Raw genomic sequence first — 14,703 nt, 5'->3', positions numbered from 1 at the left:
TGTTTATTTTTATTGCTTAATCAATTTATAGGTCCAGAATACGCCTGCTCCCGCTTCAATGCTGACGGTCATGGTCATGTCATTATCCGTAAGGGTAACATTGTATGTAATGGAGCTTGGAACGGCCACATTAGGAAGCTCTCCATCGTTATTTGCTTTTGGAAGTCCTAAATATGCTCCAGAACCATTCAGTGTTAATGTTCCCGCAGCCTCATCATAATCAAAGGAAGCACTGTTTGAGCCATCATGAGGTGCTACAGGCGCAGCACAGCCTTCAGGATCGGTGCCTTGCCATGCTTCTACCCAAGTTTCATCTCCAAGGATATTGCTAAATGTGCCGTCTGAAGTAAATTGGTACACGTCGTCATAGTAACAGGCTCTGTCTGATACTGCCTGCGCATCAATTGACCACCAATCTCCACTTCCAGCAGTGGGCCCAACCATAAGGGATCCTGCTTCAGGAGCCATTTGCCAAGACCCAACGATTGGTGAAATGTAACGCACCAATTTGTAGGTCCAGAAAACTCCTGAACCAGCTTCAATACTCACAATCATGGTATTGTTGTTGTCTAAAAGTGTAATGTCGTAAGTGATGGAACTCGGCACGGCTACATTGGGAAGTTCACCATCGTTATTGGCCTTAGGAAGGCCGAGATAAGCGCCTTGACCATTCAAGGTTAAAGTGCCATCTCCTTCATTGTATGTAAAGGTAGCAGGATTAGAACCATCGTGAGGTGCTACTGGGGTGCCACAGGCTTCAGGGTCCATTCCTTGCCAAGGTTCAAGCCAAGTTTCTCCGTCCAATACATTATTGAAATTGCCGCCTAATGAGAATACGTATTTATCGTCGAAGAAACAGGCGCGATCCGCTACTACTTGGGCATCATTAGACCACCAATCTCCATTACCAGGGCTAGGCCCAACCATCAAGGCTCCTGCTTCTGGTGCCAATTGCCAAATACCTTCAATACCAGAAGCTGCTGCTGGTACTTTCCAGAAATAAAGATTGTCAATAAAGACACTGCCAGCGGCCCAAGGTTCTCCTACAAATTTAAACTGGTGTAAGTCTGCCATGGATAATCCTTGATCGGTAAATGCCGAAAGCGGAATATCGAAACTGTTCCATTGGTCTGGAGTTAAATCTTGGGTAACCTGTTGCTCTCCCGTAGCCAAACTAATTGGGAATATTTGTATTTGGTCTACATCGGCGGTCCAAACATCAATATGCAAATATTCCATTTGTGAAGCGTCTACCGTTTCTCCAAACTGAATACCTTGATAGCTAAGATTGATGTACTGCAACATTTCGTCGCCATTTAAGTTGAACATGGCATAACTACTACCTTGACCAGATTGACCCCAATCCGGATTGTAATCGGTTCCAGCTACATTGGTGTAGGCTCCTGCAAAAATTGAAATATAATCCGATTCATATCTGGATGGTTGCGCAGGTGCCGAGTTGATAGGTTGTAGAATTTCGGTTACCGTAAATTCTTCTGTATAGGTGGTTGTTTCAATGGCTGCACTCATGGCTACCACTGTAATGGTATAGATGCCGGCTTCTTGGTAAACATAAGAGACTGTTTCACCCATGTTACCACTTACAGGATCTGTAACTCCAGGTTCTCCAAAATATACATCGTAGGTGATTCCAAAATCGGCCGTTGCTGTGACGTTGACTTGTTTTGAAACCGCCAAATCATTTTCAATGGTTACCATTAAATTCTCAGGAGGATTAAAGGAAACTACCAAACTTTGGGATACTTCTGTTTCCAAACCTGTAATGCCATAGGCGACTAATTGTACATTATAGGTACCTTCTTCATAAATGTGTTCTACGTTCTCTCCTGCTGTGAGGGTGGTAGGTTCTTCGGTAGTATCTCCAAAATGCACATCAAAAGCTACGGCGCCTTGCCCGGTTGGCGTAATTGTTACCAAGCCAGTATTGTCTTGAGTAACATTAAAAGCCGCCGAGACATTGGAAGGTGCTACGGCAGAGTTGACAAAATCTGCGTTGTCATCATCATTGCTACAGGCAAACACCAACAATGCTATCAGACAAATGGAAGCTATGTATTTAATATTTTTCATATGATTCAATTTTAGTATTGTGGGTTTTGGGTTAATCCTGAAATATCAATTTCGCGTTGCGGCACAGGGAATACATCATGTTTCCCAGAAACAAAGCCTTCTATTTCGGTAGCTGCCTGCCCCGTTCTTACCAAATCAAAAAAGTGATGGCCTTCCATGGAGAGTTCCAAATTGCGCTCTGCCCAAATAGCTTGTACCAAAGCAGTTCCTGAACTTGAAATATTATGGTCTGAATTTCCAAAGGCACGTTCTCGTACTTGATTTAAGTATTGTCTGGCCAAATCCTCATTGATATTACCTCTGGCATTCGCTTCGGCGGCCATTAACAACACGTCGGCGTAACGGATCGCTCTATAGTTGGTGAGGTAGTTCAATTCTGTTTGTGCGCCACTTTCACCTGCTCTAGGAATGTACTTTCTATTGAAGTATCCTGTATGTTCATAACCTTCAGCGTAGGAAGCACCGGTTTCTTCAGAAAACGCTACAATATTTAGGATGGAAGCATCACGACGGGTATCTCCGTTATCAAAAGAATTGTAAAGCGCTGCAGTAGGCACATTAAAGCTCCATCCCGATGCAAATTGTGGCCCAGAGTAGGCTCTCGGTCCGTTGTGGATGATGCCGAAGTTTCCTTCCCCACAGGTTGGGCATCCCCAATCGTACCATTCTGATTCATTGGAATATTGAATTTCAAATACAGATTCAGGGCCATTTTCTCCCGATCTTAAAAACTGACTTTCATAATCTGGAACCAAACTATAAACACCAATCACATTTTGAAGCATTGAGGCCGCTTCCTGGAACTTATCCTGGAACAGGTATACTTTTCCTAGTAAGGCCTGTGCTGCATATTTGGTGATGCGCCCATCTTGATTTTGAGTGGTTGGAATACTGTTAATGGCTTCCAATAAATCATTTTCTATTTGGGCATATACTTCATCTTTAGGAGTTCTTTGAAGCGTTCCTGAATCTGTACCATCGAGTCTACGCTCCGTAAATAAAGGAACGTCTCCAAAAAACTTGACCAATTCAAAATAATAGTATGCTCTTAAAAAATAGGCTTGACCATAAATAGCGTCTTTACCTTCAAAGTACAGTTTGGCTTTATTTTCTTCCAAATAATTCACGCGGTTCACACCTTCGTAACACCATTGCCAAATAGAGGTTAGGTTATCATTGTTTGGGTTGTGTGTATAATCATCGATTTGCTGTAATCCTATAACGTCTGTGGCACTTTCGCCACCGCAAAGGGAGTTTCCTGTAGCAATATCGCCAATCAAAGTGTTGAGGTAGAGCCACTGCAGTGGGTCGTAACAGCCTGTAAGAATGGCTTCGTAATCGCCTTTGGACTGAAAGTAAACCCCGGCGACAATTTCATGTGTTTCGGAGGGTTCAAAATCGACATAATTTGTGCAGGCATTAACTGTTAAAAGTGCGGTACCTATCACGAAAATTTTATTTAGATATTTCATAGTATTCATTTTTTAAAATTTAACATTTACACCCATGGCCCAAATTCGAGGGATTGGATAGGTTCCTCTGTCAATTCCTGTATCAGAAAAAGAACCAGCAGATATTTCTGGGTCATAACCTGAATAGTCAGTAAACGTCAAGGCATTTTTAACTTGTGCATACAGGCGCACACTGCTTAGACCAGTTTGGTCATATACAGATTGAGGAAGCGTGTATCCCAATTGGATGTTTTTCACTCTGAAATAACTTCCATCTTCAATATATCTATCGGAAGCCCTGCGGTTGTTATTGGTGTCTACAAAAGTTACTCTTGGCTCGCTATTGCTAGTGCCTTCTCCTGTCCATCTATCTAATGTGCCAGCAAATCTGTTGGTGTAGTTCAGGTTTCTTTCATAGGCACGGTAAATATCGTTGCCTACGGAAGCAAACGTGGACACGTTAAAGTCTATGTTTTTAAAGTTGAAGGACAGGTTCCAACCAATGGTAAAATCAGGGAAAGGATCGCCAATTTTGGTACGGTCGTTATCGTTGATGATGCCATCTCCATTAACATCTTTATATCGGATGTCTCCAGGTTGTGCACCATCTTGAGTTGCGTGTGCATTAATTTCTGATTGGTTTTGAAAAATTCCGTCCGTTTGGTAGCCAAAGAAATACCACGGGGTAAAGCCTTCTTCAAAGCGCGTGATGTTTGTGTAAGGAATCCCGTAACCAGAACCCCATATAAATTTACTGTCATTGCTAACTTCTTCTACATTGGTACTTACTGTTGTGAAATTTACACTGGTACTAAAGGAGAAGTTTTCTGAAAAACTATTGTTGTAGCCCAAGGAAACATCAACCCCATTGGTTTTGGACTTTCCAATATTTGCAGGTGGAGCCGTGATTGAACCCAGATATAGGGAAGGCGTGGGGTCAAAAAGTAAATCATCTGTAGTTTTTTGATAGTAATCCGCGGTTAGGGAGAGTGAGTTGTTGAACACTCTTAAATCAAAACCGGCATTGATCTGTATTTGTTTTTCCCAGGAAACATCTTCGTTAGGAATAGTTCCCAAAGTGGCGCCACTAATGATATTACCATCAAACACGTATTTTGGGAATGTAGAGATTCTTGAGAATTGGTTCGGGATATTGTCATTTCCTACGGTACCATAACTTCCTCTAATTTTTAGGTAGTCGAAAGTATTGGAACTGTAGAAGTCTTCGTTTGAAATAACCCAACCAAGAGACCCTGAAGGGAAAAATCCGAACTTGTTATTATTTCCAAATACGGTGGAACCATCCACACGGCCTGTGAAGGATAAGAGGTATTTTCCTTTGTAATCATAATTGACACGTCCAAAGTAGGATAGGTTACGTTTTACATATTGCCAAGAACTGGAGGTTTGAGACTCGGCATCGCCCGTAGCTGAACTAACATCGGCATAGGTCCAAGAATTGAATGGAATGTCCTGCGCATTGGCGGTGATGTTTTCGCCTTTATCACGTTGAAGTGACATTCCTAGAACCGTTTCAAAATTGTGGTTTTCATTGATTATGAAATTGTAGTTCGCAAACAGTTCGTACGTATAATTGAAGTAATTGGTCTTGGACTCACTCACTCTGTTGTGTGTTCTGGTTTCTTCTCCTGTTTCTTCATCTACTGTTACAATTGGAGATAAATCAGGATTTGCATTTGTAGCGTTATGTCCAACCCCGTAGAATACAAAGGGAGAGAAGTTTTTGTTGTAGATATCTACATAGGTATACCCAAATCGAGAGGTTACCTTTAAGTTGTCTAGGAGGTCATATTGCAATTCAATTTTACCAAAAAGTTTGTTGGTATTGCTTTCATTAAAGGTATTTGCAATTTGGGCCAGAGGGTTTACAATTTCCTGGGTAATGGTATTACTGATGCTGTAGCCGCCATTTTCATTGTACACAGGAACAGTGGGGTCAAAGTTCAAAGCATTGGCAAGAACACTATTCACACTGTTTTCCGCTAGCCCCTTCCCTTTTATATTAGTGTAATTGGTGTTTAGAAGAAGTTTGAATTTGTCCGAAAGGTCGGCATTCAATCTGTTTGCCAAGGTCAATCTGTCAAAAAACGATTTGTCACCACCGCCTACAACACCTTCTTGACTTAAATATCCTGCAGAAGCATAGTAATCTACTTTTTCTCCACCTCCAGAGGCTGAAATGTTATAGGTTTCAATTGGAGCCGTACGAAGCACTTCATCCTGCCAATTGGTACCTACCCCAAATTGAGAAATATTGGGGAATATAATGCCTTCTCCTGCATTTGCACTCGCTTCGTTTAGAATTGCCGCATATTCACTGGCATTAAGGACGTCAATGGTTTTGGTAACTTCTTGAACTCCATAATACGAATCGAAGTTAAAGGTGGTTTTACCATATTTGGATCCAGATTTTGTGGTTACTACAATAACCCCATTTCCTCCTTTTACTCCGTAGATGGCAGCCAAGGCAGCATCTTTAAGGACGCTTATGGAAGCGACATCGGAAGGGTTAAGGGAGTTTAAATCGGCCAAAGTTTGCTGGATACCATCGATAACTACCAAAGGACTGCTTCCGCTGTTGGAAACAACTCCTCTAATGGCTATTGCAGGACCCGCTCCAGGAGAACCACTGGAAATAATGTTAACACCAGCAGCATTAGATTGAAGGGCTTCTTCAACTCGAACTGGTTTGAGTTGTTCTACCGCTTCCTCTTTTACTGTAGCTACAGAACCAGATACCTTGCTCAGTTTTTGGGTTCCGTAACCTACCACTACCACCTCATCTAGAGTTTCGGTATCTACTTGAAGTATGACGTTCAAATTGGTACTTTCTGTAATGACAATTTCCTGAGTTTGGTAACCTACATAGGAGAACACCAAAATGGAATTGATAGGGACATTTTCCAAAAGGAAATTACCGTCAAAATCGGTGGTTACTCCTTTAGTGGTATTCTTAATAATGATATTAACACCTGGTAACGGTAGGGCGTCTGTGTCAGATACCGTTCCAGTAACATTGACATTCTGGGAGAATGCCAATGTCGACACTAAAAGGAAGAGTGTCGTTGAAATAAGTTTTGAAATCATAGAATTAGCTTTTAGTATGATAAACTTATTATAAAGCAGTGTGAAATCCTTAAAATTTACCACAACAAAAAACATACAATATAAAATTACCGATGTTTTTTTAAGAATATGCTAAAGAAGTCCATGTAGGTTAAGGCTTTTGAGTAGAGAGGGACTACTAACGAAAACGTTTTCTGAAGGCTGAAAATCAGGTAATGTAGTGGTAATGTATAGGTAATTTTAAGCTTTGTATAGGCTCTAGATTTCCAAAATGTAATTTGTTAAGCTCGCTTCGTGTGGTAAATCCATTTTTTTTCGAAGTCTGTAGCGTTTTACTTCCACGCTTTTTGCAGAAATATTTAATAATGGTGCAATTTCCTTTGAAGAAAGATTAAGCCTTAAATAGGCGCAAAGTTTTAAATCGTTAGGAGTAAGGGTGGGGTGTTTGTCTTTGATCTTATTTAAGAAGTCCTTGTCCGCATTGTTAAAGGCTTCCTCAAAGAACTTCCAATCCTCCTTATTGTTGAGGTTTTTGTCAATAATACGAATTACCGATTTAATGCTCTTGCCTTCTTTTGAATTTTTGAGTTCGTTTTTAATGCCATTCAGGAATTCGTTTTTCTTGATGAGACTCATGGTTGAAATGGCCAATTCCCGATTCTTATTTTCTATATCTTGCTGTAGCTTTTCATTTTGAAACTGCATGAGCTGCTGTTCATTTTCAAGCTCTTTTAATTCAAGTTCATGTTCCGCTTCTTTTAGGAGTTTACGTTGTTGCTTTTTGTAGTAGTTTTTGTAAACATTATGAAGTAGTAAAGAGAGCAGTATTAGGCACAACGTATAGATGCCCCAAGCCAAATTTGATAAATACCAAGGCCTTCCAATGGTAAATTGGTAGCTGGCTATGTTGTCTGTTATGGATTCTCCTACCTTGCCTCTCACTTTAAAAGTATATGAGCCGTATGGTAGGTTTTTGAATAATTCAGTGGAAGATTCAGACCAAGGACTCCACTGATCATAGAACCCTTCTAACTGATATTGGTATTCTGGCTTTAGGTATTTGTCAAATTCAGGGATGCTAAAGGTGAATTCAAGATTGTTCTGTTTGTTTTTAAAATCTCCTGTTTGAGTTTTGTCAACAAAAAAGTTATCTGAGTCTAAGGATTGGTTACTTACCGTATTCAAAGAAATTTCATATTGTTTTTTTGGAATTTTGTCAAGATCCAAAATGGTATAGCCTGTTGAAGATCCAAACAAATAGTTGTTTTGGTTGATATAACTTATGTTTTCATAGCCGGTCATCCCTTTTCTCAAGGTGTTTGGAAAGGCAATTTTGGTAAGTTTGGGATGGCCACTGAAATTCCTTTCAGAAAGGAAACTAATGTCTGCTTTTGAAAATCCCCAAAGGGTATTGGTGAGTTTCTCGGAGATTAGTTTCCCTGAAGTGTAGGATGCTTCATCAAATATTTGGCTTAAAGTAGTGTCTCTTTCAAAGGTTTTACTTTCGGTATCATAAGCAAAAATCCCCTTTTTATAAGCATATAGAATTTGGTCGTTGTATTTAACGAGACTGGAATTGATGCCCTGTTCAATTGGAACCTTTTCTAGGTTAAGAACTTTTGTGTAATCTTTGTCTGTGGTAATTTTATAAACCCCTTTGTACTCGTGATCCACAAAAAACTCATTGGTGCCCAAAACTTCAAAGAACTTAGTGGAATTGTTGAAACCTTCAATTTTATTTCTAAAGGTCCATTCGCCATTTGTTTTTTCGAGTACGTTGATGCCGTTATAATTTCCTTGAAATAATAAGTTGTTATGATTTGGGACAGGTTTAAGATCCCAAGTACCATCAATAGGAATTTTTAAGGAGGCTTTGTAGCCTTCAACTATGAAGGTGCCAATGTTATGTCCGCAAAAGAGTGAGTTGTCATGGGTAACCAAACACCAAACCTGACCTTTGGTGCCTTCAACAAAAGTGAATTCCTCTGAAGAATTTAAAGGCTTTGCAAATAGTCCTTGGTTGGTGCCAAGATATAATAGATCCTTAAAAATGGCCGAAGCATATACCGTTCCTAAGGTGCCATTTTCGTCTTTGTAAATACGAAATGGAGAGGTAATATTTACGCAATTGATACCATTGTCCAATCCTAGCCAGATATTCTGTTCCATATCCTCAAACATGGAAAGCACGGTGTTGTTACTTAAGCCATTTTGCTGATTTATAATGTAATTGGCTTCTCCATCTTTGGTTAAATGAATAATTCCTTTGGAAATGGTTCCAAGGGCAAAACTTCCATCCTGTAATTGGATGCTGCTATAGACACTTACTTTGGAGAGCAGATCTTTGGCGGGGATATCCCATTGTTTGGCTGTTCCATTTTCTATGACATAAAAACCATTGTCTTGGGTTTCCGCTAAAAGCATATTGTTATGCAAATAAACATTAACGACAATACTCTGGGTCATTACAGGGTCGCCAGACACTATTTTTGATTGACCATTTTCAATCTTGCAAATTCCCAAGCCAATGTCTTGGTAATAAATGCTATTGTCTACTTTGTACATTTTGGTAACAGCCACCTTAGATTCAATCACATTGAATTCAGAAGTTGTCGTGTCGTAAACATAAATCCTGTTAAGGGATTGAAAGAGAATCCAGTTGTCTATCGCTAGAATTTTCCAAAACTGTTCGTCCTCAATTAAAGGAGTGGAAAGGTTTTTAGAAAGTGAAGTGTACTCCAAAGCTCCCAATGAATTTTTTTTCCAGTATCCAAACTCCATATAACAGCCTGTGTAAATTACATCGTTAATGACTTTGACTGAGCGAATCACTGTTTCGTTTGGAGAGGCGTATAACCGCCATTTGGCACCATCAAATTCCAAAAGGCCTTTATTATTGGCTACATAAATGGTTTTATTGGAAGTTTGTGAAATGCCCCAGTTTTGGTTTTCTGCACCGTATTGTGTGGGAGTATAAATTTCAATGGGAGGCAGCTCTTGGCTTGCCAAATTCAATATACAACAGAGTGCAAAAAGAGGGATGAGATATAATTTCACAATTGGCAATTCCTTGATGTTAATATACAATAATACAAATTAAATAATGTCGATTTTTAAGGAATCCATAAAAAAAGCCATATACTTTTGATAGTGATATGGCTTTCAAATTAACATTTAAACAAATGAACTACTCGGTTACTGGGGTGAACCTAATGGCGGTTCCTCCACCAGCAGCCAAGTTCAATTTTAAAGTGGTGTTTCGGTCCACTGTTTTAGTAGTTATGTTAATTGGGTAGGGATTGCTTTTGTAATTGGCGCCTTCGCCGTCCTCATAAATTTGAGCTGTATAAGAAGTGTTTTCGTCTAAAAAGGTTAAGGGAACCTGTAGTTGGCGGGCGTCCGCATTGGTAATGGCTCCTAGATACCAATCTGGGCTATTCCAATCCTTGCGAGCCATAGTGACGTACTTGCCAATTTCGGCATTTGGCACCACAGTTTCTGACCAAATTTCAGGGACGTCCTTTATAAATTGAAACGCTGGTTGGCCTTCGTAATTTTCTGGTAAGTCTGATGCCATTTGCAACGGGCTGAACATAGTAACGTACAAAGCCAATTGTTTTGCAAGGGTAGTTGGTACCATGGCTTTGTTAGGAGTTTCATAACTAAAGTCGAAATTTCCAGGGGTAAAGTCCATAGGGCCAGATAACATTCTTGTAAATGGTAAAATCGTAGTGTGTTCCGGAGGGTTGCCACCATCGGCCGACCAAGCGTTGTACTCTTGGCCTCTTCCGCCTTCTTGGGTCATCAAGTTAGGGTAGGTGCGTTGTAACCCCGTGCCTTTTACAGGTTCATGGTTGTCGATCATGATATGGTATTTGGCAGCGGTTTCAATTACTTTTCTGTAATGACGTACTCCATATTGGCCATCGTGCCATTCCTTCTTGTCTAAATATTTGTTGACATAGCCAGTTTTTACGGCATTCACTCCAATCCTGTTGTAAAGTTTAAAGGCGTCTTCCAATTGGTCTTCATAATGTTTGGCAGCTCCTGCGGTTTCATGGTGACCAATCAAACGCACATTGTTCATGGCTGCATATTCACCTATGGCTTCAATATCAAAGTCGGGGTAAGGCTGTGTAAAGCTGAATGCTCTTCCATCGGCAGTCCAGTCGCCATCCCAGCCTACATTCCAACCTTCCACTAAAACGCCATCCAAACTATGCTTCGCAGCAAAGTCGATGTATTTTTTAGTGTTTTCAGTGGTGGCACCATGCTTATCTCCTTGTCCCCAAGAATATTTATCCAAATGCATTCCCCACCAAATGCCGATGTATTTGGAAGGTTTGATCCAAGACAAATCCTCAATTTTAGACGGTTCGTTCAAGTTGAGCATTAAGGTTGAAGTCACCAAATCGCCAGGTTGCTCACCAATAATTAAGGTTCTCCATGGCGTTTCAAAAGGTGTTTGGGCGTAGACTTTTACACCATTGGCCCAAGGCACCAAATCACTTTCATATTGATTGTCTTTGGATTTCAATAGGGTCATCGAAGCAAAGTCTGTTAAGTTAGCTTCGTGAAGTGCCAAATACAGTCCGTCCTTGGTTTCGAATGTTGCAGGGGTGTTGATAGTATCAGTGGTGTTCATCGGGCTTTTTTTGTACAGACTTTCGTAGTAGCTGTTTTCAGCATGAACAGGAATCCACCATACATCATGGTTTTTAGGAAACGTAAATTGGGTCAGTTCATTTGAGATTTTTACACTGTCCAAATGTTTTTGCTTTGGAAAGACATATCTAAACCCAAGCCCATCATCGAACAAACGGAATTTTAAGTCCATCAAACGTTGTTCACCTTCGGTTTCTTTAAGGTGTACCACCAATTCGTTGTGATGATTCCTTATGGTTTTAAATTCACCCCAAGGTTGCTCCCAAGAGGTGTCGGTGTTATGCTCTTCACTGCTAATAATTTCAAAACCATCGGTCATGCTTTTCAGGTCTTCAAATTCAAATCCCAATAAGGAAGGTTCCAAAACCGAGGCTCCGTTATGAGATACCTTGTATTGTGGCGCTCCTGATTCGGTGAGGCTAAACTCTAATGTGGTTGCTTGGTCTGGAGAGCTAAGCTTGTAGGTTGGTTGCTCTTTGGCGCAGGATACAATGAGCGCGCAGCTGCAGAGGGTGAGGCCAAATGTATAGAGGTATTTTTTCATGGTGATATATTGAGTGGTTATTTAGTCTTCAATTGCTTGTAGCAGTGCAAGGGCATCATCTACCTGCAAAGCCACGAAATAATAGAATACTTGATCCAATTGTTTTTGTATGTTGGTATTGTTGGCATGTGCCTTTCTATGGGTATACAGCTGATATATGCTGCTGAATACATTAGGAAGGTTTTGAACCTCTGCAAAGGATTTTATGCTTTCCAAAGAACTGTATCCAAATTCCTGAGTGGGTTCCAGCATGGTGCCTTCTCCAAAATCGTTCCAAGTTATTAACTGCAAATATTCAGCATTAGAGCTAGTAGCTAAAGATAAGGTTTCAGTTAAGGTTGCTCCACTATTATGGTCTATGCTCCAACCGATACCTGCCTCGGCGCTGCCTTCTTCGTAAAAATCGTCAAAGCCCGGGTAGGCACTTCCGAAAGCTAAATCTAGATTAGGATATTGGTTGTTGTAAAAATTGGTGAGATGGGTATTGTTTTCATAAACCCAAGAAAACTCGCCTTGGGCATTATTGCCAGCCTCTGCCGATTCGTACCACAGCGTCAAAAAGCTAGGTTTAGGGTTCAAAACACTAAAGGTTTCTGTCCATTGTTCTGGAGTAGTTAAAGTAATGGGGCCAAAATTGAGCAACAATGGTTTGCTATTTATTTGAATGTAGGCATCGTCGTTAAAGTAGTTACTTTGCATATAACTCATATCCGACTTGGCAGCGCTCTCTATAGTTGGTGCCATTCCTTGGTCTACAATAGCCTGTAAAAAGCGGTCTTCATACACTATGGCGTAGCTAATGCCTACTTCATCCAAAAGATCTATTAGGGCTTCGGTGTTGTCGCGAATCATCCTGTAGTCATTTACATCATATCGACCATACCAATCTATTAAAACGCCATCAATACCGGCATACTTCATCAATAACAAATGGTATTCTATGACATCTTTATCACCTGAGTGGTAAGGACCAATCAACGGATAGAAATGCGAGGCAATTTCCCGTTTTCCTGTTCCATCCACAGTGTTGGGGTTTTTGTTGGCCATGGTCCAATGGTAGCCCCATTGGTTGTTGCCGCTGCTCTCGTTGGTCTCAAACCAAGGCATATAATGCATGTACACTTTGGTGCTATTGGTTTTGCTAACGGCCACGGGATCCAGTACTTCTACTTCTGGGGTAGGATCAGGATTATCGCTGCCGCCATCGTCGGAACCACAGCTTAACATGGACACCAATAGCATTGCACAAACTGTTTTTAAACTTTTGGAAGTTATCATTGTTATAAAATTAATCGATAAAGAGTTGACCTCCTAAGAACTAATTCAAATATCTTAGAAGGCCAACATGAAAACAACTTAATACCCTGGGTTTTGAGTTAGATTAGTATTGGTACTGAGTACCGTTGCAGGTATTGGGAAAATGGCTCTATAAGGCTCGGTGGATCCTTTTTCCCACCAAGGCTCAAAGAACGTTCCAAAACGGATGGTATCTGTACGTCGTTTTCCTTCAAATATAAATTCTCTTAAACTCTCTTGGTTGATGAACTGTAGGTCGATCATGTCTGGCATGTCTGTACCTGCTCTTTCGGTAATTTGGGTCAAGAACGGAATGGCACCATCTGGATTCCCTAAACGTACATAACATTCGGCTTGCATTATCAAGATTTCGGCATAGCGAATGATTACCAAATCATGGTCGCGCTCCCACTGCTCCCCGACTTTGGTTTCGTATTTAAACAGGCGGCCTCCTTCATTTTCCTGTGCATCTGTAAGACTGCTGATCTCTTCTGTATAGGTTAATGGCGATCCGTTGTCCATCATAATTACTGAGTTGGTTGCTACGTTGATTTGATCCCCAATAAGGATGGCCTCTCTTCGCATATCAATTTCAGCAAAGGAAGAATATACACCTGGTTGGGCCGACATTCCGTTGGCAGACCAAGGGAAATCATTTCCTGAAGCCGAAACCGTTAAACGGTGCAAATAGTGTAGGGACATGGAGTTCATATAGTTGCCGATAGTTCCTGCATCGTTGTCATAAGGAATGGCGAAAATGGTTTCACTGGAGTTTTCATTTTCTGTCAAGAAATTGGCAAAATAATCAGGTTCCAACGTGTATCCAGAGATGTTTTGGCACATGTTGATGCAATCCTGCCATCTTGGTGTTCCAACAAACGCTTCGGAGTTTAAATACAACCTTGCCAATAGGGCATAAGCTACATTTTTAGTGAATTTAGAATACACAATTTCCGATTTCAGATACGGTAAGGATTCTAACAATTCGGCCTCTACAAAGTTGTACACTTCCTGACGTGATGAATTGGAAGGTAAGCCCGTATCTTCAAAGTCGGTTACAATTGGCACATTTCCAAACATGTCCAACAACATGTAGTAGTAATAGGCTCTCACCGATCGCAATTCGGCATAGATAGGGGTCTTTTCAGCTTCGGTTAAACCAGATTGGTCCACTTGATAGATGATGGAATTCACCTTAGCAATTCCTGCATAGCAATAGCGCCATGCCGAAAGGATGATGCCGTCCTCTGCCAACCATGTGTGGTTTTGGGCGCGTTGGTATACCCCGCCGTCGTACCAGTTGGTGCCTCGGGTTGGGATGGTAGCCTCGTCTGACACTACTTCGTTAAGAAAGAATACAAACTCGCTGCCAGGGAAGGCATTGGAGATTTCGTCGCTAAAGCCTCTTAGGGACGAATAGGCACCCCCAACAAGGGCATCTATTTCATCTGGGGTGGTCCCAAAGTTGTTGTCTTCTACGCGGTCGTACAGATCCTCGTCCAAATCGGTACAGGATACCGTCACAAACAAACTGCTTAGTAGTACTGCAAATATTTTAAATTTCATTGT

The 14,703-nt window shown here is 40.9% G+C and carries 7 protein-coding genes; all 7 read right to left on the bottom strand.

All coding sequences use genetic code 11. The annotated features are described in order from the left end of the window. Window positions 1-9: 9 nt before the first annotated feature. Window positions 10-2,091 (bottom strand): hypothetical protein, encoded by a 2,082-nt coding sequence (locus ZA05_RS04440; protein ID WP_053990478.1) that lies wholly within the window; start codon window positions 2,089-2,091, stop codon window positions 10-12. Window positions 2,092-2,102: 11 nt separating this feature from the next. Beyond that, window positions 2,103-3,572 carry a RagB/SusD family nutrient uptake outer membrane protein gene (locus tag ZA05_RS04435; protein ID WP_053990477.1) on the bottom strand — a complete coding sequence of 490 codons (1,470 nt, stop codon included), beginning with the start codon at window positions 3,570-3,572 and terminating at the stop codon, window positions 2,103-2,105. A 3-nt stretch (window positions 3,573-3,575) separates the two neighbouring features. Then, window positions 3,576-6,650 (bottom strand): TonB-dependent receptor, encoded by a 3,075-nt coding sequence (locus ZA05_RS04430; RefSeq protein ID WP_053990724.1) that lies wholly within the window; start codon window positions 6,648-6,650, stop codon window positions 3,576-3,578. A gap of 237 nt (window positions 6,651-6,887) precedes the next feature. Beyond that, window positions 6,888-9,716, bottom strand: coding sequence for a triple tyrosine motif-containing protein (locus ZA05_RS04425; RefSeq protein WP_231632447.1), 2,829 nt, complete (start codon window positions 9,714-9,716; stop codon window positions 6,888-6,890). A 100-nt stretch (window positions 9,717-9,816) separates the two neighbouring features. Then, complete coding sequence (locus ZA05_RS04420; RefSeq protein WP_053990476.1) at window positions 9,817-11,838, bottom strand: glycoside hydrolase family 97 protein; 2,022 nt, start codon at window positions 11,836-11,838, stop codon at window positions 9,817-9,819. Window positions 11,839-11,859: 21 nt separating this feature from the next. Beyond that, on the bottom strand, window positions 11,860-13,116 hold the full coding sequence (locus ZA05_RS04415) for a glycoside hydrolase family 71/99-like protein (protein WP_053990475.1): 1,257 nt from the start codon (window positions 13,114-13,116) through the stop codon (window positions 11,860-11,862). 78 nt (window positions 13,117-13,194) lie between these two features. Then, window positions 13,195-14,700, bottom strand: coding sequence for a RagB/SusD family nutrient uptake outer membrane protein (locus ZA05_RS04410; RefSeq protein WP_053990474.1), 1,506 nt, complete (start codon window positions 14,698-14,700; stop codon window positions 13,195-13,197). Window positions 14,701-14,703: the final 3 nt, after the last annotated feature.

The sequence above is a fragment of the Mangrovimonas sp. TPBH4 genome, from assembly GCF_001280505.1.
In the GTDB taxonomy this organism is placed as follows: Bacteria; Bacteroidota; Bacteroidia; order Flavobacteriales; family Flavobacteriaceae; genus Mangrovimonas_A.
The sequence above is the reverse complement of the archived record's forward strand: the minus strand, read 5'-3'. Positions and strand labels throughout refer to the sequence as shown.